General features: G+C 54.4%; 18 protein-coding genes and 1 pseudogene. 6 read left to right on the forward strand and 13 right to left on the reverse strand.

The features are described from left to right. Positions 1–129: 129 nt before the first annotated feature. From DAI21_RS07670 to DAI21_RS07705, 8 genes are all read right to left on the reverse strand, one after another. Positions 130–429, reverse strand: coding sequence for a YqjK-like family protein (locus tag DAI21_RS07670; protein ID WP_100778806.1), 300 nt, complete (start codon positions 427–429; stop codon positions 130–132). Beyond that, complete coding sequence (locus DAI21_RS07675) at positions 426–824, reverse strand: phage holin family protein (RefSeq protein WP_100778807.1); 399 nt, start codon at positions 822–824, stop codon at positions 426–428. Before DAI21_RS07675 ends, DAI21_RS07670 begins: the two co-directional genes overlap by 4 nt. A 2-nt stretch (positions 825–826) precedes the next feature. Then, positions 827–1,132, reverse strand: a complete 306-nt coding sequence (locus DAI21_RS07680; RefSeq protein WP_100778808.1) for a YqjD family protein — start codon at positions 1,130–1,132, stop codon at positions 827–829. Positions 1,133–1,161: 29 nt separating this feature from the next. Further along, positions 1,162–1,530 (reverse strand): DUF1090 domain-containing protein, encoded by a 369-nt coding sequence (locus DAI21_RS07685; protein ID WP_100778809.1) that lies wholly within the window; start codon positions 1,528–1,530, stop codon positions 1,162–1,164. Positions 1,531–1,684: 154 nt separating this feature from the next. Continuing rightward, the gene (gene mzrA / locus DAI21_RS07690) at positions 1,685–2,068 is read right to left on the reverse strand and encodes an EnvZ/OmpR regulon moderator MzrA (RefSeq protein ID WP_100778810.1); all 384 of its coding nucleotides are present in this window, start codon (positions 2,066–2,068) and stop codon (positions 1,685–1,687) included. A gap of 1 nt (position 2,069) precedes the next feature. Further along, positions 2,070–2,732 (reverse strand): DedA family general envelope maintenance protein YqjA, encoded by a 663-nt coding sequence (gene yqjA / locus DAI21_RS07695; protein WP_100778811.1) that lies wholly within the window; start codon positions 2,730–2,732, stop codon positions 2,070–2,072. A gap of 348 nt (positions 2,733–3,080) precedes the next feature. Continuing rightward, positions 3,081–3,857: a transcriptional regulator ExuR gene (gene exuR, locus DAI21_RS07700; RefSeq protein ID WP_100778812.1), complete on the reverse strand. Its 777-nt coding sequence runs from the start codon at positions 3,855–3,857 to the stop codon at positions 3,081–3,083. 117 nt (positions 3,858–3,974) lie between these two features. Beyond that, complete coding sequence (locus DAI21_RS07705; RefSeq protein ID WP_100778813.1) at positions 3,975–5,273, reverse strand: MFS transporter; 1,299 nt, start codon at positions 5,271–5,273, stop codon at positions 3,975–3,977. Positions 5,274–5,753: 480 nt separating this feature from the next. Between DAI21_RS07705 and uxaC the strand changes: the two genes are divergently transcribed. From uxaC to DAI21_RS07720, 3 genes are all read left to right on the forward strand, one after another. Beyond that, positions 5,754–7,166, forward strand: coding sequence for a glucuronate isomerase (gene uxaC / locus DAI21_RS07710; RefSeq protein WP_102104844.1), 1,413 nt, complete (start codon positions 5,754–5,756; stop codon positions 7,164–7,166). 17 nt (positions 7,167–7,183) lie between these two features. Then, a complete protein-coding gene (locus DAI21_RS07715; RefSeq protein WP_100778815.1) occupies positions 7,184–8,671 on the forward strand; it encodes a UxaA family hydrolase in 1,488 nt (495 codons plus the stop codon). A gap of 76 nt (positions 8,672–8,747) precedes the next feature. Then, positions 8,748–9,302, forward strand: a complete 555-nt coding sequence (locus DAI21_RS07720) for a YgjV family protein (RefSeq protein WP_102104842.1) — start codon at positions 8,748–8,750, stop codon at positions 9,300–9,302. Between the two features lie 19 nt (positions 9,303–9,321). On the opposite strand, the gene DAI21_RS07725 is transcribed toward DAI21_RS07720, so the two are convergent. The 3 genes from DAI21_RS07725 to DAI21_RS07735 all read right to left on the reverse strand — a co-directional run bounded on the left by DAI21_RS07725 (position 9,322) and on the right by DAI21_RS07735 (position 12,137). After that, on the reverse strand, positions 9,322–10,290 hold the full coding sequence (locus tag DAI21_RS07725) for a TerC family protein (protein ID WP_100778817.1): 969 nt from the start codon (positions 10,288–10,290) through the stop codon (positions 9,322–9,324). A 274-nt stretch (positions 10,291–10,564) separates the two neighbouring features. Further along, positions 10,565–11,563 carry a Gfo/Idh/MocA family protein gene (locus DAI21_RS07730; RefSeq protein ID WP_100778818.1) on the reverse strand — a complete coding sequence of 333 codons (999 nt, stop codon included), beginning with the start codon at positions 11,561–11,563 and terminating at the stop codon, positions 10,565–10,567. Positions 11,564–11,633: 70 nt separating this feature from the next. Further along, complete coding sequence (locus tag DAI21_RS07735; protein WP_107702789.1) at positions 11,634–12,137, reverse strand: M48 family metallopeptidase; 504 nt, start codon at positions 12,135–12,137, stop codon at positions 11,634–11,636. Positions 12,138–12,221: 84 nt separating this feature from the next. Between DAI21_RS07735 and rlmG the strand changes: the two genes are divergently transcribed. Then, a complete protein-coding gene (gene rlmG / locus DAI21_RS07740; protein ID WP_107702790.1) occupies positions 12,222–13,358 on the forward strand; it encodes a 23S rRNA (guanine(1835)-N(2))-methyltransferase RlmG in 1,137 nt (378 codons plus the stop codon). A gap of 58 nt (positions 13,359–13,416) precedes the next feature. Here rlmG and DAI21_RS07745 read toward each other — a convergent pair whose 3' ends face one another. After that, entirely contained in the window at positions 13,417–15,438 is a 2,022-nt protein-coding gene (locus DAI21_RS07745; RefSeq protein ID WP_107702791.1) for an NADPH-dependent 2,4-dienoyl-CoA reductase, read from the reverse strand. Positions 15,439–15,700: 262 nt separating this feature from the next. Between DAI21_RS07745 and DAI21_RS07750 the strand changes: the two are divergent. Together DAI21_RS07750 and DAI21_RS07755 are read left to right on the forward strand one after the other, a co-directional pair. After that, positions 15,701–16,549 (forward strand): annotated as a pseudogene (locus tag DAI21_RS07750) (YPO3983 family protein). Beyond that, positions 16,546–17,013, forward strand: a complete 468-nt coding sequence (locus tag DAI21_RS07755; RefSeq protein WP_102104837.1) for a DUF943 family protein — start codon at positions 16,546–16,548, stop codon at positions 17,011–17,013. Before DAI21_RS07750 ends, DAI21_RS07755 begins: the two are co-directional and overlap by 4 nt. 32 nt (positions 17,014–17,045) lie before the next feature. Here the strand turns inward: DAI21_RS07755 and lsrK are convergent, their stop codons facing one another. After that, positions 17,046–18,626: an autoinducer-2 kinase gene (gene lsrK, locus DAI21_RS07760; RefSeq protein WP_107702792.1), complete on the reverse strand. Its 1,581-nt coding sequence runs from the start codon at positions 18,624–18,626 to the stop codon at positions 17,046–17,048. Between the last annotated feature and the right edge of the window lie 11 nt (positions 18,627–18,637).

The raw sequence follows: 18,637 nt of genomic DNA on the forward strand, positions 1-18,637 counted from the left end.
TGACAATTGTTAGCAAGGAAAACTGTCAATCTTCTTCAAAGATATTGAGTGAGAGTTGCGAATGAAGGGAAGGGGGGAAATATAAGCCGGGTAAGACGGAATCGCCACCCGGCATAAAGAGCAGTGGTGTCAGGAACGTAACTGCTGCTGACGTAGCGTTGATTTGACCAGACGCCATGCACTCCAGGCGCCAAAGCCACGTCTGGCCCAGCGGACCAGCATGCTGGGGTGACGAACGGACCAGACGGCCATCACGCTACTGCCTACCAGCACCCAGGAGCGCAAGCTCAGCAACGTGTTCCAGCCATGATCGTACGAACGGGTCACTTCCAGCCAGTCGCGACGACAGGCAGTTAGATCCAGCCGTTGCTGCTGGATCTGGCTTAGCAGATACGCTTTGCGCTTGCGACGCTCTGTTGTGCTACTCACGGCTTGTCATCCTCCAGCAGTGCGCGATCGTTGGCCAGCTCCTGACGGGTATGACGCAGCAGCGTAGAACTGCGCGCTTTATGCATCGTCCAGATCCCGCCAATCAGTGCGGCCACCAACAGCACAACCGTTGTGGCGATCATCGCGTTGAGGCGATACTGCGGATCAATCGCCCAGATGATTAACACCATCAGGCTCATCAGCCCAAATGCGGCGAAGAGCATGGTGAGCCCCAGCATCAGCAGCATCTGGAAGAGATTCGCTTTCTCCTCTTCCAGCTCCACCACTGCCAGTCGAACTCGCGTTTCGGCAATCCCCACCAGCGTCGTCAAAATACGCTGGCCGATGCCGAGGACGTTTTTAGCCGGCCCTTGTGCGTGACGTGGATCGTCCATGATTAACGACGCGTCAGCAGAACGCCCAGAACCACGCCCACTGCGGCGCCGATGCCTACGCCGGTCCATGGGTTATCGCGCACATACTCGTCAGCCTTCGCAGCGGCTTCACGGGTCTGTTTAGCCAGCGCATCACCGGTTTCACCCAGGCGATGACGGCTCTCTTTCAGCGCGCTTTCCGCTTTAGAGCGCAGCTTGCTCAGCTCTTCTTTGGATTTGTCCGTTGAAGAGTTCAGTACCTCTTCCAGGGTATCCGCCAGGGATTTCAACTCAGCGCGCAGATGTTCTGAAGTAGTATCTTTAGACATGATTTTCTCCTGTTGAGATTTCCGTTAACTCAATAATCGCGAGCTTCCAGGGCTTTCAGTTCTTCCTCGGCCTCTTTCAGCTTATCTTCACGCTTAGCAATCTTCTCCGCATCCCCTTTCTCTTTCGCTTCTTTCAGGTCTTGACGGCGTTCAGCAATCTCGTCCTTCTGTTCAGCGATTTTCTTTTGGTGATCGGCACGCAGCTTGCTATCCGAGCAGTTGGCTTTCACTTCGCTCAGCGCTTTTTTCAGACCGTCGATACGGTGCTGGTTGTTATGCTTTTCGGCATAACTGATTTCGCGCTGGATGTCCTTTTCTTTCTCCTGACAGAGAGTGTTCGCAAAGGACGCGGTGCTCAAAGACAAAAGGGCCAAAGCCAGAGTGATGCGGTATTTCATTGTAGAAACCTTCCATTGTGTTACGGCAGTCCGAAGAGTATGCCGCGTTTCCAGTGTCATGCGGAGAACATCTGAGGGGTGCTCCGCGTACTTAAGCATAGTAAGTAAACGGGGTTATCACCAAAGTGAGTGAAAAGATTCAGAATCCTGGTAATTATCCAAACCGGTGCGAGGTGTCTCGCAGGCGCGTTAACCACAATGCAGTCTGACTCTCATCGTCCTGCAGGGCAACGATATAACCCCGCGGCAGGGAGCGGTCGAGCACCTCTTTCGCGGCGGCGCTTTGAGCGCTGGAGTCAAACTTAATCAGCAAAACGTCGTCTTGCGGCGTAATGCTTTTAAAACGAATCCCGTTGGCATCCAGGTGGTGCCAGACTGAAAAACCGTCCGGCACGCTGGCACCCTGGTTCATCGGGCGAATGGCCAGCGTCGATTCCTGATGCTGAACCGCCGTCCAGATGAGCACCATCGCGCTGAGGATCATCAGCGCGATCAGGGCGTAGGACAACCGGCGCAGGGAATGCGGCGAGATGACCATATTAATCCCTGGCCCCGTATTTTTTCTTCAGCAGCACGTATACCGAACCGAGCAGACCAAAGACCAGTAGCACCACCGGCAGCAGCATCAGGCAGGACATCAGCTGATCTTCATATTTCAGGAACACCGGCGTTTTGCCCAGCAGGTAGCCGAGGGTCGTCAGAATAAGCACCCACAGCAGGCCGCTCATCCAGTTGAAGAACTGGAAACGGGTGCTGCTCAGGCCAGAAAGCCCCGCGATGGTCGGCAACAGGGTACGGACGAAAGCGATGAAACGCGCAATCAGCAGCGCGGAAAGGCCATGCTTATGGAACAGATGGTGCGCACGCTGGTGATAGTGGGCCGGCAGATGGGATAGCCAGTTCTGAACGATCCGCGTATTACCAAGCCAGCGTCCCTGAATGTAGCTCAGCCAGCAGCCAAGGCTGGCAGCGATAGTGAGCAGTAACACCGTTTGGGGAAATGCCATGGCCCCTTTGGCGCATAACACGCCGACCAGCACCAGAAGGCTGTCACCCGGCAGAAAGGCGGCAGGAAGCAGTCCGTTCTCAAGGAACAGAATCATAAACAAGACGAAATAGAGCATGCCTATCATGGACGGATTGGCCAGGGTTTCGAAATCCTGAGCCCATAAGGCGTTCAGTAATTGGGTCAAAAGTTCCATTCAGTGTTCCTGGAAATCGGTTAACGTCTCGCCTGTTATTCGGGGTAAACAGCTCAGCGACATCGTTTATGATTTCATTATGGTCGCTCGCGGACACATTGTGGTGGCCAGAACTGATCCCTGTTTAATGGCTAGGTAAGCAAGCACTAACTAAAAAATGCAATTTGCATCCAATTGTAACAAAGCCCAACGTAATACGTCACAGATTTTGCGATCGGCCGGGGAAATGATTTTGGCCTATGGAGAGGAAGTGACGCGAGGGTATTTACACAGGCTGACACTATATATGTTTACTGACTCACAGCGAGCCGGAAGGCGCAGCGGTGCGCCTGCCAGCGATAAGGGGAACTATTTTGCCTGACTGGTTGCGGTATCGAGATGAACCACCGGATTATCGGCAAAAAGATAGCGGTCGGCATTAAATTCAAAGTCGTCGCTGGTTTCGTTGAACAGCATCAGCTTGGTGTTTTCCAGATGCTGCCACATCGCCAGTTTCGCCGCATGCGGGTCTTTACGAATCAGCGCTTTAAGAATCTGATCGTGATCGTCGCACCAGTTGTCGACAGTACGGGAATCAATGTGATCGTGTAATTTCTTCCAGTACGGGTTGTGAACGCGCTGAGTCCACATTTTTTCGACGATTGCAGCGAGGGCGGTATTTTGCGTCGCCAGCGCCACCTGAACGTGGAACTGCAGGTCCCATTCTGAGTCGCGGAAACATTTTTCTTTGCGCGCCTGATCCTGGATTTCCATCAGTTTCATGATGTCCTGCTTGGTCACCTGGGTCGCGGCAAATTCCGCAATGTTGCTTTCGATCAACTGACGGGCCTGGAGCAGTTCAAACGGACCGTAGCTGGCGAACTCCAGACTTTCATCCGGCACCGGGGAGTGTTTTGGCAGATTGGAAATCACATGAATGCCGGAGCCTTTGCGCACCTCAACGTAACCTTCTACCTCGAGCATGATGATCGCTTCACGCACCACGGTGCGGCTGACGCTCTTTTCATCAGCAATAAAGCGTTCGGCTGGCAGTTTATCACCGACGAGATAGACACCTTGCTCGATGCGATCTTTCAGCTCGGCAGCAAGTTGCTGATACAAACGACGTGATTCGGTGATTTCCATATGCGCTCCAGGCAGGGTACGGCGGATGATTTGTTATACCACTTTTGCGAGCCAGTCTCCAGATTTCCCCATGAAAAAGCCGCCCGGAGGCGGCTTTAGTTGATCTCAGATCAAACCCTAACTTTGTTCGGCGGGCCCACCCACCGAGCTATTGAGTAGTTCCTCGGCAGACTGGTTCTTCAGCACCGTCCAGATCACCACTGCACCCATCAGGTCGAAGATAGCCAGCACGGCGAACAGCGGGCTGAAGCCGATGGTGTCAGCCAGTGCACCGACCACCAGAGCAAACAGGGTGCTCGCAGTCCAGGCGGCCATCCCGGTCAGGCCGTTGGCGGTCGCCACTTCGTTGCGTCCAAAGACGTCAGAAGAGAGGGTAATCAGTGCGCCAGACAGAGACTGGTGCGCAAAACCACCGATACACAGCAGGCCGATTGCCACGTATGGGCTGGTGAACAAGCCGATCATCCCTGGGCCAATCATCAGCAGTGCGCCCATGGTCACCACCATTTTACGGGACACGATCAGGTTCACGCCAAACCAACGCTGGAACAGCGGTGGCAGGTAGCCGCCGACGATACAGCCGAGGTCAGCAAACAGCATTGGCATCCAGGCGAACATCGCGATTTCTTTCAGGTTAAAGCCGTAGACTTTAAACATGAACAGCGGGATCCAGGCGTTAAATGTGCCCCAGGCCGGTTCTGCCAGGAAGCGCGGCAGTGCAATACCCCAGAACTGACGGGTACCCAGAATCTGCCAGACGGACATTTTTTTACCGTTGTTGGTCTGGTGATGGGATTCCTGACCACCAATGATGTAGTCGCGTTCTTCGTCAGACAGTTTCTTCTGATCGCGCGGGTGTTTGTAGAAGATCAGCCACGCCATCGCCCAGGCAAAGCTCAGCACACCGGAGATAATGAACGCTAACTGCCAGCTGTGCATCACAATCGCCCACACGACCAGCGGTGGAGCAATCATCGCACCGATAGAAGAACCGACGTTGAAGTAGCCTACAGCGATAGAACGCTCTTTTGCCGGGAACCACTCAGAGCTGGCTTTCAGACCCGCAGGGATCATTGCCGCTTCTGCCGCACCGACCGCACCACGTGCCAGTGCCAGTCCACCCCAGCTGCCCGCCAGCGCTGTCGCGCCGCAGAAGATAGCCCAGGTTACGGCGAAGAAGGCGTAGCCCACTTTGGTACCGAGGATATCAAGAAGGTAGCCCGCAACTGGCTGCATGATGGTATAAGCCGCGGAGTAGGCCGCGATAATGTAGGAATACTGCTGAGTGGAGATGTGCAGCTCTTCCATTAGCGTTGGCGCAGCCGCCGCTATGGTGTTACGCGTCAGGTAACCCAGCACGGTGCCGAGCGTCACCAGTGCAATCATGTACCAACGTAACCCTTTAATTTTACGCATGTAAAACCTCATCGTTATAGTATTGCCGCGCCGGGGCACGGTACATCTCGACCGTTGCCGGGAGCTGTCTTGTAACGGGAGGGCGTAGCCGGGAGTGACTCCCGGAACGGCCCGAACCTTGCCAGTTGTAATCGTGCATAAGTCGGTATCCGTACCGCTAATTCCGATGATTTCACACCGGTAATGCATTCCGTCGGCTTATATGTTGCGACGGCAAAAAGATAACTTGTCATACAACTTTAAAAGGTGAGTGACATCACAAAAGTGTGAATCTTTGTAGGGTCATTATTCACCCTACGCAAAGCCAGGATTGGCGCGGGTTACGACGGGGTTTGCTCCTTTAGGGGTAATTTATTTGTCGACGTTTATTGATCTAACTCACGAAAAAAACATCGGTCTCTGGAAATTGGTGTGATAACTTTGCAGCATCTGAACATAAGCAATAGCTTTCTGACGCTCTCGTTATAGAGGAAGACGATAATGACGCCGTTTATGACCGAAGATTTCCTGTTAGATACCGAATTTGCCCGCCGTCTGTACCACGACTACGCAAAAGATCAGCCGATTTTCGACTACCACTGCCATTTACCGCCGCAGCAGGTTGCCGAAAATTACCGTTTCAAAAACCTGTATGACATCTGGCTGAAGGGTGACCACTACAAATGGCGCGCGATGCGCACCAACGGCGTGGCCGAGCGCCTGTGTACCGGCGACGCGTCTGACCGCGAGAAGTTTGATGCCTGGGCTGCGACCGTGCCGCACACTATCGGCAACCCTCTCTACCACTGGACCCATCTGGAATTGCGTCGTCCGTTCGGTATCACCGGCAAACTGCTTTCGCCTTCTACAGCAGACGAAATTTGGAACCAGTGCAATGAGCTGCTGGCGCAGGATAAATTCTCCGCGCGCGGCATCATGAAGCAGATGAACGTGAAAATGGTCGGCACCACTGACGATCCGATTGATACGCTGGAACACCACGCGGTTGTCGCTAAAGACACCTCTTTTGATGTCAAAGTGCTGCCAAGCTGGCGCCCGGATAAAGCGTTCAACATTGAACAGGCGACCTTTGGTGACTACATGGCGAAGCTTGCCGAAGTCTCTGACACCGATATCCGTCGTTTCACCGATTTGCAAACGGCGCTCACCAAACGTCTGGACCACTTTGCGGCTCACGGCTGTAAAGTTTCTGACCATGCGCTCGACGTAGTGCTGTTTGCGGAAGCGAATGAATCCGAGCTGGACAGTATCCTGGCGCGTCGTCTGGCGGGTGAGTCTCTGAACGAACACGAAGTGGCTCAGTTCAAAACGGCCGTGCTGGTCTTCCTCGGCGCGGAATACGCGCGTCGCGGCTGGGTGCAGCAGTACCACATCGGTGCACTGCGCAACAACAACCAGCGCCAGTTCAAACTGCTGGGTGCAGACGTGGGCTTTGACTCCATCAACGACCGCCCGATGGCGGAAGAGCTGTCAAAACTGCTGAGCAAACAGAACGAACAAAACCTGCTGCCAAAAACCATTCTTTACTGCCTGAACCCACGCGACAATGAAGTGCTGGGCACCATGATCGGTAACTTCCAGGGCGAAGGGATGCCAGGCAAGATGCAGTTTGGTTCCGGCTGGTGGTTCAACGATCAGAAAGATGGCATGGAGCGTCAGATGACGCAGCTGGCGCAGCTGGGCCTGTTGAGCCGTTTCGTGGGGATGCTGACCGACAGCCGTAGTTTCCTCTCTTATACCCGCCATGAATATTTCCGCCGCATTCTGTGCCAGATGATTGGCCGCTGGGTGGCTGCGGGTGAAGCGCCAGCCGATATCCAGCTGCTGGGCGAAATGGTGAAAAACATCTGCTTTAACAATGCGCGCGACTACTTCGCCATTGAACTGAACTAAGGCCGTTTGAGGTTGATATGCAATACATCAAGATCCATTCGCTGGATAACGTTGCCGTAGCGCTGGCGGATCTGACCGAAGGCGCGGAAGTCACCGTGGAAAACCAGACCATCACCCTGCGTCAGGCGATTGTTCGCGGGCATAAATTTGCCGTGTTCCCCATCGCGAAAGGCGAGAATGTGGTGAAGTATGGTCTGCCGATCGGTCATGCGCTGGCGGATATTGCGCCGGGTGAACATATTCATTCCCACAATACCCGCACCAATCTCAGCGATCTGGACGAGTACAGCTATCAACCTGATTTTCAGGCTGAAGAAGGGCAGGGGGAGGATCGCGATGTTCAGATCTACCGCCGCGCCAGCGGAGAAGTCGGGATCCGCAACGAACTGTGGATCCTGCCAACCGTCGGCTGCGTAAATGGGATTGCGCGTCAAATTCAGAACCGTTTTCTGAAAGAGACCAACAATGCTGAAGGCACCGACGGCGTGTTCCTGTTCAGCCACACTTACGGCTGCTCGCAGCTGGGCGACGACCACATTAACACCCGCACCATGCTGCAAAACATGGTGCGCCACCCGAATGCGGGTGCGGTGCTGGTGATTGGCCTTGGATGTGAAAACAACCAGGTCGACGCTTTCCGTGAAACGCTGGGGGATTTCGACCCTGAGCGCGTGCACTTTATGGTGTGCCAGCATCAGGACGACGAAGTGGAGGCGGGTCTCGAACAGCTGCATCAGCTGTATGAGGTGATGCGTCACGACACGCGCGAGCCGGGCAAACTGAGCGAGCTGAAGTTCGGTCTGGAGTGCGGCGGTTCCGACGGTCTGTCGGGCATCACCGCCAACCCGATGCTGGGCCGCTTCTCGGATTACATGATCACCAACGGTGGTACCACCGTGCTGACCGAAGTGCCGGAAATGTTCGGCGCGGAACGCATTCTGATGAGCCACTGCCGCGACGAAGCGACGTTTGAAAAAACTGTCACCATGGTGAACGACTTCAAACAGTATTTCATCGCGCACAATCAGCCGATTTACGAAAACCCATCACCGGGCAACAAAGCGGGCGGCATTACCACGCTCGAGGAGAAATCCCTCGGCTGTACGCAAAAAGCCGGTGCCAGCCAGGTTGTGGACGTGCTGCGCTATGGCGAACGCCTGAAAACGCACGGTCTGAATCTGCTCAGCGCGCCGGGGAACGACGCCGTCGCGACCAGTGCGCTTGCGGGCGCGGGCTGTCATATGGTGCTGTTCAGCACCGGACGCGGCACGCCGTATGGCGGTTTTGTGCCAACGGTGAAAATTGCCACCAACAGCGAGCTGGCGGCCAAGAAAAAGCACTGGATCGATTTTGACGCCGGGCAGCTGATTCACGGCAAAGCCATGCCGCAGCTGCTGAATGAGTTCATCGACACTATCGTGGAGTTTGCCAACGGCAAGCAGACCTGCAACGAGCGTAACGATTTCCGCGAGCTGGCGATTTTCAAAAGCGGCGTGACGCTGTAAGTCCATTAGCGTTAGCATAAGAAACGGCGCTTTCACTCTGAGGCGCCGTTTGTTTTTGTCTGAACAGGAAATTTTCATGACCACGTATTGGCTTGCCCAGGGCGTTGGGGTCATCGCCTTTCTGGTGGGAATCACCACCTTCATCAACCGCGACGAGCGGAAATTCAAAAAACAGCTTTCGGTCTACAGCGCCATTATCGGCGTGCATTTCTTTTTGATGGGTGCGTTTCCGGCCGGATCGAGCGCAATGCTCAATGCGGTACGAACGCTCATCACTCTGCGCACGCGTAGCCTGTGGGTTATGGCGATATTTATCGTCCTGACCGCCGGACTAGGGCTGGCGAAATTCCATCACCCCATCGAGCTGCTGCCGGTGGCCGGCACGCTGGTGAGCACCTGGGCGCTGTTTCGCTGTAAAGGCCTGACCATGCGCTGCGTCATCTGGTGTTCCACCTGCTGTTGGGTGATCCACAATTTCTGGCTGGGCTCGATTGGCGGAACATTGATCGAGGGGAGTTTTTTGCTGATGAACGGCCTGAACATTATCCGCTTCTGGCGGATGCAGCGGCGGGGAATCGATCCGTTTAAAGTGGAAAAAGCGGTGCAGGAAGAGAGCCCCTCCGTCCGCTGACGGAAGGGCGAGGGCGCACTTACTGCGCCTGTTGTTTCTTATCGTTCTGGTGGTTAACCCAGGCGTTAATGATCAGCGTCAGCGCCAGAATACCAAATACCACGCCCAGCGAGACGGCGATCGGGATATGGTAGAAATCGACGATCAGCATCTTGATACCGATAAACACCAGGATGATTGACAGCCCGTATTTCAGCATCGAGAAGCGCTCCGCCACACCGGCCAGCAGGAAGTACATCGCACGCAGACCGAGGATCGCAAACAGGTTAGACGTCAACACGATGAACGGGTCGGTGGTCACCGCGAAGATAGCCGGAATACTGTCGACCGCGAAGATCACGTCGCTCAGTTCAACCAGAATCAGCACCAGCAGCAGCGGCGTGGCAAACAGCAGGCCGTTCTTACGCACGAAGAAGTGCTCGTTGTCGATGGTGTCGGTCATGCGCAGATGCCCACGGATCCATTTAACCAGCGGCTTCTCGCCAATCCCCGTTTCATCCTCTTTCGCCAGCGCCATTTTCACACCGGTGAAGAGCAGGAACGCGCCGAAGACATACAGCAGCCATTCGAACTGCGTAATCAGCCAGCTACCGGCAAAGATCATCACCGTACGCAGAATAATTGCGCCCAGCACGCCGTAGACCAGCACGCGACGCTGCAACGCAGCAGGCACCGCAAAATAGCTGAACAGCATCAGCCAGACAAAGACGTTATCAACGGCGAGGGCTTTCTCAATCAGATAGCCCGTGAGGAAGGCCAGCGCCTGCGGGTCGGCCACCGCGCGGCCTTCCGTTGACGCCAGATACCACCAGAACGCGGCGCAGAACAGCAGAGAGAGCGTAACCCACACCAGCGACCAGGCCGCGGCCTGTTTCATGGTCATGCCATGTGCGCCGCGACGGCCCTGTAAAAAGAGGTCGATCGCCAGCATGATGACCACCACGACTGCGAAACCGCCCCATAACATTGGAGTGCCGACAGAGTGCATAGAGATTTTTCCTTCCATAAAAACAAAAACGGCCAACGTCAGAAGACGATAGCCGTTGCGTTATTTATGCAGGGACCTCGCCTTCCGGCAAGGTCTCACTTACAACCAAAAAGAACACGTTTCGTGACTCTTTTTCGTTGCCCGGCGACCGGATGCGGTATTGCACGCATCGTAATGACGACCCACCGGCAATGAAGTTACTCCCCTTTGCAGGTAACAAAATATGTCAGGACACGGTTTTCGTCAATGCCCTTAACGATTCTATTACACAGCTTTACGCGAGCGCTGTCGTGCTCACGTCATCCGCAGGGAACACCACGCCGGTTTGACGGCGGATTTCGGTCTGCAGTTTCGCCGTTGTGCGGCTCACGGCAAGCCCTGGGTGGTTCACTTCATTGGTCTCTACCAGACGTGCGAACACCTCTGCCTCATACAGCATAGTGTTAATATGCTGAGGTTGCGTCAGTTCCTGCGCCTTACCGCCACGCGGGATAAAGCTGACTTTCTGACACTCCGAGATCTTCTCAACCACCAGTGCGCCATTTTCGCCCTGAATCTCGCTAGGCAGCACAGAATCACTGACTTTGGAGTGCTGAAGCGTGACGCTGAAATCGCCGTAATCCAGCACCACGACGCCATGAGCATCGACACCGCTGTCGAGCAGGCTGGCGGTCGCGATCACGCCGTGCGGTTCGCCCCACAGGGCCACCGCAGAGGCCAGACAGTAAAAGCCAATATCCATAATCGAGCCGTTCGAGAAGGTCGGATTAAAGGTATTAGGGTTTTCGCCGTCCAGATAGCGCTGGTAGCGCGAGGAGTACTGGCAGTAATTGATAAAGGCTTTGCGCACTTTGCCAAGCTTCGGCAATGATTGCTGCAACAGCAGGAAGTTCGGCAGGCTGGCGGTTTTAAACGCTTCGAACAGCACCACCTGGTTTTCCCGCGCCAGTTGAATGGCAGCTTCCACTTCCTGAATATTGGACGCCAGTGGCTTCTCGCAAATCACATGTTTTTTGTGGGCGAGGAACTGCAGCGTTTGTGGGGAGTGAAGCGAATTCGGGCTGGCGATATACACCGCGTCAATGGCATCGCTCTGCGCCATCTCCTCAAGGGAGGTAAACAGATGCTCGACAGGGTAATCGTTAGCAAAAGTCTGCGCCTGTTCAAGGCTGCGGGAATAGACGGCGGTGAGTTTGAATTTGCCGGTTTCATGGGCGGCGTCGACGAACTGGCGTGTGATCCAGTTCGTGCCTATAACTGCGAAACGTATCATAAACGTTCACGTACTCCGTAACGGGGAACCTTTTGTCACTTTAGCACGCACACATGACAAAACCAGTGCGTTAACCCTCATTACTCTTTAACGATAAATGCGTAAGCCACAGGCGCGTATCAAACTCCAGCTGGTGGTATTGCGGTTCCATGTGGCAGCACAAGGCGTAGAAGGCTTTGTCGTGCTCTTTCTCTTTCAGATGCGCCAGCTCATGCACCACGATCATCCGCAAAAAAGCCTCCGGCGCATTGCGAAACACGGTCGCGACGCGGATCTCGGCTTTGGCCTTCAGCTTTCCGCCCTGTACGCGGGAGACGGCGGTGTGCAAACCCAGCGCGTTTTTCAGCACGTGGATCTTGTTGTCATACATCACTTTATTAATGGGCGGGGCGTTACGTAGAAACTGACTTTTCAGATCCTGGGTGTACTGCCAAAGCGCTTTATCCGTCGCGAAGCTGTGTGTTCCTGGATAACGTTTTTCAAGAACGCTGCCCAGACGCTGTTCGGCAATTAAGGTGCGGACCTGGGAAAGTAAATTCTCCGGATATCCCTGGAGATAACTAAGATTGCTCATCAACGCTCCACCTGAATAATAAAAAGGGTATACTCACGCACCCTTTTCAGGGATAACGCCAAATTTTACCACTCAGGAGGGCCGATGAGCCACTTAGACAACGGTTTCCGTTCACTCAATCTTAAACGTTTCCCGGAAACGGACGACGTTAACCCGCTTCAGGCGTGGGAAGCGGCGGATGAATATCTGCTGCAACAGTTGGATGACACTGAAATTGTCGGCCCGGTTCTGATCCTGAATGACACCTTTGGTGCGCTGGGTTGCGCGCTGGCCGAACACACGCCTTACAGCATTGGCGATTCCTATTTGAGCGAGCTTGCGACGCGTGAAAACCTGCGTCACAACGAGATTGCGGAATCGAGCGTTAAGTTCCTCGACAGCACGGCAGAGTACCCGCAAGCACCGGGCGTTGTGCTGATCAAGATCCCTAAAACGTTGGCGCTGCTTGAGCAGCAGCTGCGCGCGCTGCGTCATGTGGTGACACCGGAAACGCGGATTATTGCGGGCGCCAAAGCGCGTGATATTCATAACTCGACTCTTGAGCTGTTCGAAAAGGTTCTGGGTCCTACCACGACGACGCTGGCGTGGAAAAAAGCCCGTCTGATTAACTGCACATTCAGCAATCCTGAGCTAAAAGACGCGCCAGAAACCCTGAGCTGGAAGCTGGAAGGAACCAACTGGACCATTCACAACCATGCGAACGTCTTCTCGCGCACGGGGCTGGATATCGGCGCTCGCTTCTTCCTGGAACATCTGCCGGACAATCTGGAAGGCGAAATTGTCGATCTCGGCTGTGGTAACGGCGTTGTCGGCCTGACCCTGCTTGAGAAAAACCCGGAAGCCAGCGTGATCTTCACCGATGAATCGCCGATGGCCGTGGCCTCAAGCCGCCTGAATGTTGAAACCAACATGCCGGAAGCGTTGGATCGCTGCGAGTTTATGATCAACAACGCGCTGTCGGGCGTAGAGCCATTCCGCTTTAACGCAGTGGTGTGTAACCCGCCGTTCCACCAGAAACATGCCCTCACTGATAACGTGGCCTGGGAAATGTTCCACCACGCGCGTCGCTGCCTGAAAATTAACGGTGAGCTGTACATCGTGGCGAACCGCCACCTCGACTACTTCCACAAGCTGAAGAAGATCTTCGGTAACTGCTCTACGGTCGCCACCAATAACAAATTTGTGGTGCTGAAAGCCGTGAAACTGGGGCGTCGTCGCTAAGCTGGCTCTGCTGCGACGGTTATGCCCGGTAGCGCTATGTTTACCGGGCGTACATTACCTAGATTTCCAGCGCCAGACGGGTTCCCTGCGCAATCGCGCGCCGGGCGTCCAGCTCCATCGCCACATCGCACCCGCCAATCAAATGCACCGTTTTCCCGGCCTCGCGCAGCGGATCGGCCAGATCGCGTTTCGGCTCCTGCCCGGCACATAAAATCACATGATCCACGCGTAGCACCTGCGGTTCACCGGCAAGGGTGATGTGCAGCCCTTCATCGTCGATCTTCTGATAACTCACCGCCGGGATCATCTTCACGCCGCGAGAAAGCAGCGTCGCGCGATGGATCCAGCCGGTGGTTTTCCCCAGCCCATCGCCCGGTTTGCTGGCTTTGCGCTGGAGCATCACAATCTGGCGCGGGCTTTTCGGCAGCTGCGGCCCTTCCGGACGCAACCCGCCGGACTGTTTCAGACTGGTGTCGATACCCCATTCCACGCAAAACTCGGCGATGTTCTGGCTGGTCGCTTCGCCCGGCTGGCTTAAATACATGGCCGTATCAAAGCCGATGCCGCCGCAGCCGATAATTGCCACCCGTTCGCCGACCGGAACTTTGTCGCGCAGCACGTCGAGATAACTCAACACTTTTGGATGATCGACCCCTTCGATCGCGGGTGTGCGTGGGGCGATCCCGCTGGCGAGGATCACTTCGTCATACGCCGCCAGATCCTCCGCGCGGACAAACTGATTGAGCCGCAGATCCACGCCCGTCAGGGCGATCATTCGGCGGTAATAGCGAAGGGTTTCGTAAAACTCCTCTTTGCCGGGGATCTGTTTGGCGATATTAAACTGTCCGCCGATCTCCGCCAGCGCGTCAAACAGCGTCACCGAATGACCGCGCGACGCGGCATTTACCGCGAACGCCAGTCCCGCAGGGCCTGCCCCGACCACGGCCAGACGTTTGGTTTTCACCGCAGGCACAATCGGCATTTTGGTTTCATGACAGGCGCGCGGATTGACGAGGCACGAGGTGACTTTACCGACGAAGATCTGATCCAGGCACGCCTGGTTACAGCCGATACAGGTATTGATCTCATCCGCGCGGCCGCTCTGCGCTTTGGAAAGCAGCTCAGCATCGGCGAGGAACGGACGCGCCATCGACACCATATCCGCATCGCCTTTTGCCAGCACATCATCTGCAACCTGCGGATCGTTAATGCGGTTGGTGGTGACCAGCGGGATCGACACCTTGCCCTTCAGTTTGCGCGTTACCCAGCTAAACGCTGCGCGCGGGACCGGCGTGGCAATCGTAGGGATACGCGCCTCGTGCCAGCCGATGCCAGTATTGATGATGGTCGCGCCAGCCGCTTCGATGGCCTGCGCCAGCTGGAGGGTCTCCTCGAATGTGCCACCGCCTTCGACCAGATCGAGCATCGACAGGCGGAACACGATAATAAAATCAGCCCCGGCGCGCTCGCGCACGGCGCGTACCACCTCCACGGCAAACCGCATCCGGCGCGGATAATCGCCGCCCCATTCGTCGTCGCGCTGGTTCGTGCGTGCGGCCAGAAACTCGTTAATCAGATAGCCTTCGGAGCCCATGATCTCTACGCCGTCGTAGCCTGCTTCACGCGCCAGCGCGGCGCAGCGGGCGAAATCATCGATCAAGGCGAGGATCTCTTCGTGGGTGAGGGCGTGCGGCTTAAAGCGGTTAATCGGCGCCTGTATGGCGGAAGGGGCCACCAGATGCGGCTGATAGCTGTAGCGCCCGGTGTGCAGGATCTGCAGGGCGATTTTACCGCCCTCTTTATGCACCGCATCGGTGACAAGCCGGTGATGGGGCAACTGGCTGGCATCGTTCAACACCGCGCCGCCCTCCATGCCAACACCCGAGGGGGCAGGGGCGACACCGCCGGTGACAATCAGCGCCACGCCGTGACGCGCACGTTCGGCGTAAAACGCCGCCAGACGCTCTGCGCCGTCAGGATGCTCCTCCAGCCCGGTATGCATAGAGCCCATCAACACGCGGTTTTTGAGCGTTGTAAACCCCAGATCGAGGGGGGCAAAAAGCGACGGATAGCGGCTCATAATCTCTTCCAGTGTAAAATTATTGTTATGTGGTCGGATGAGTTACTAATTTAGCCACTCGCAGGCAAAAGGGGAAAAGAGGCGTGTGATGATTGTGATGGGATTCAAAGATTAGGAGTGCTGTTACTCATACGGAAGTATTGTAACAACATACAAATGCACATTAAGAATGTGAGATTGGGTACTTTTTTTTTAGAAAAACATGATTAAATGCACTTCATGTAATGGTGATAACTTGTTGTTATTAAAGGAGGAAATCATAATGGAGTATCCATCAAAATTATCAATAGATTGTCCCTGTACTCTGTTTAAAACGATCAACCCATTTAATGATTATTCTGCGGATGATATGAAATGTGGGGATATGAATGAGCAGCAGTTAAGATCACTTGGGTTGCACGATATCTCAGGCCAGGTGGACCCCTATCGGCTAATTTGCTACGACGTTCCGAACGTACCAACGATATTTGGTGGGTACACTACCCCCTCCGATGGAAGAAAAGTGTCTCACGATGAATGCGTTAATATTTTATACAATGAAATGACTGAACTTTCAAATGAATTTTCGCGCATATGAAAATATCAGCATCTAATTAAAGAGATGATCTCTCATTTTAGATATGGTGATGGAAAACCTTTTTATAGCACATCTCTTAATGTTGCGTTCGAAAACCGTGTGAATGACCCAAAACCTAACAGTTCAATATCAATAATAAAGAGCACCATTGAGGATAAAACTGGTGCTGATTTTTTCTGGAATGCATATACACCACTCGAGGATAGTATTGCATTAGCACTTCATGATTCAATGTTACCAAAATTCAATCAAGTGCAAGACAACATTAATGGTCTTGGAATAACGGTGCATGATATCCATGCTCAGAAGATAACGCTTCTATCCATTGAAAAATATGCAATAGGGTGGGAGGCTGAAATTCTCTTTGAGGCACAGGACCACTTTGGTCTCGATTGTACTGATATTAAAAGTGAATTTTATAGCCAGTTCCGATTTTTTCGCATCTGGTTCTTTCTTCAACGGCACAAAGATTTCGCCTTTCGACCTTTCTTTACGAATTTTTCAGCGTTTGCAAGAATTGGAAGTTATCAATGAAAAACAAAAAAAAACGATTTATTGGCATTTTTATTATTATTGCAATGTGTAATCTTTGGTCGCTTAGACCAGTTAAAATATTACATGTTTATTCTGACTTCAATTCTTCTGTCTTCATTGTAGTTGATCATTTACCATGGGCTGACAGTGATAAAATTGGTTGGTTTTTATCACGAAGGGAAAAATTAATTAATGATTATCCCTTAATCGATGGTATTCCTCATTCTTATTATATTATGGATGTAGGTGAAGGGTTTACAAATTATAAAGAGAACCCGAAGGAAGATCTGTTGTGTTTTTCAATGGGAAAGAAGGAGCATAATTGTATTATTAAAAATTATCCGATGGTTATGAGTGAACGGCCCTATGAAAATATTCATTTTCAGATATCTTCTGAATGGGCAGTTTATAATTATGAATTAACTCCAGAAGGCAAAATTGAATATAGCCATAGAGAGAGGTAGGCCGGATAAGCGCATCGCCATCCGGCCCGTGTTTATGGTGCAACAGCCCGCACAAGTCCCGGAGCCTGCCACATCGACGTGGTCAGCCCGCTGTCGACCAGCCCTAGCTGGTCGGCGTACACCGCCTGCCATTTCTGCATCATGCCGTCGTACAGTTCGCGGTGTTCTCGGTTGGGGGTAAATTCCCGGCTCCAGCGCACCAGTTTTTCCCCCGTCGATGCCATATCGGCATACAACCCGGCACCGGTGCCCGCTGCAATGGCGCAGCCCAGCGCGGTCGCCTCTTTGACTTCCGGCACGCGCACCGGCAGCCCGGTGACGTCGCTTAAAATCTGGCTCCAGAGCGCGCCTTTTGCGCCGCCGCCTGCAAACACCAGGCTCTCAAACGTTACGCCGGAAAAGTGCGAAATCTGCGCCAGATTACAGGCGGAGACAATCGCCGCATTCTCTTCCAGCGCGCGGAACAGCGTGGCTTTATTGCATTTTTCCGGATCGATGGAGAGATTAATAAACGACGGTGCGGCGTGGTACCACTGCTTAAAATGCATCGCATCGGAAAAGATCGGCATCACGCCGTGCGATCCCGCCGGAACGCGGGCTGCCATCTCTTCAAGCAGGGCGTAGGTGTCCATCCCCATCCGCTCGGCAATGAGTTTCTCTTCGGCGCAAAACGCGTCGCGGAACCAGCGCATCGTCAGCCCGGTGAAGAAGCTGATGGATTCCGCCTGCGCCATACCGGGTATCACGTGCGGATTAACGCGAATATTCATCTCCGGATCGGTGCGCACCTGCGGCAAATTCACCACCTGCTGCCAGAAGGTCCCGCCCAGTACCGCGGTTTGCCCGGCGCGGACCACGCCCAGCCCCAGACAGCCCAGTTGCACGTCGCCACCGCCCATTACCACCGGCGTGCCTTCGCGCAGCCCACTCTGTTGCGCCGCTTCACGGATCACCGCTCCCAGCACCGTGCCCGTCTCTTTGACAGGGGAGAGAATATCGGCCCGCAGCCCGGCCATATCCAGCAGAGCAGGGCGCCAGTCTCGGCTGAAGAGATCAAGCATCCCGGTAGTGCCTGCATTGGAAGGATCCACCGCCAGCTCGCCCGAAAGCTTCGCCGCCAGCCAGTCGCTGATCATGGTGATGGTCGCCGCCTTGCGATAGATATCCGGACGATGGTGCGCCAGCCATAACAGGCGCGGCATGGCGCTCAGGGCCAGCGTCTGGCCGGAGACGTCATACACTTCGGATTCAAAACGGTAGTCGTGGATCTCTTTGAGTTCAGCCACTTCCCGGCTGGCGCGGGCATCGACGTTAGCGCAGGCCCAGATGGCATCGCCGTTGCGGTCGTAAAGCACGATCCCCTCGCGCATCGAACAGCAGGCGACGGACTGGATATCCGCTGCGCTCAGGTGCGCGCGCTCCAGCGCCTGGTGAATGCACTGGCAGGCCAGCCGCCAGTTGGTGTCGAGATCGAACTCCATTGAGCCTGGCACGTTCTCCACGCTCAGGTGTTTCCACTCCGCCTGGCCGACGGCGACCTGGTTGCCCTGCAAATCAAATACAACGGCGCGAACGCTTCCCGTCCCTGCATCTAACGCTAAAAGGTAACTCATGAGCTTGCCTC

This window comes from Lelliottia sp. WB101 (assembly GCF_003051885.1).
GTDB lineage: Bacteria > Pseudomonadota > Gammaproteobacteria > Enterobacterales > Enterobacteriaceae > Enterobacter > Enterobacter nimipressuralis.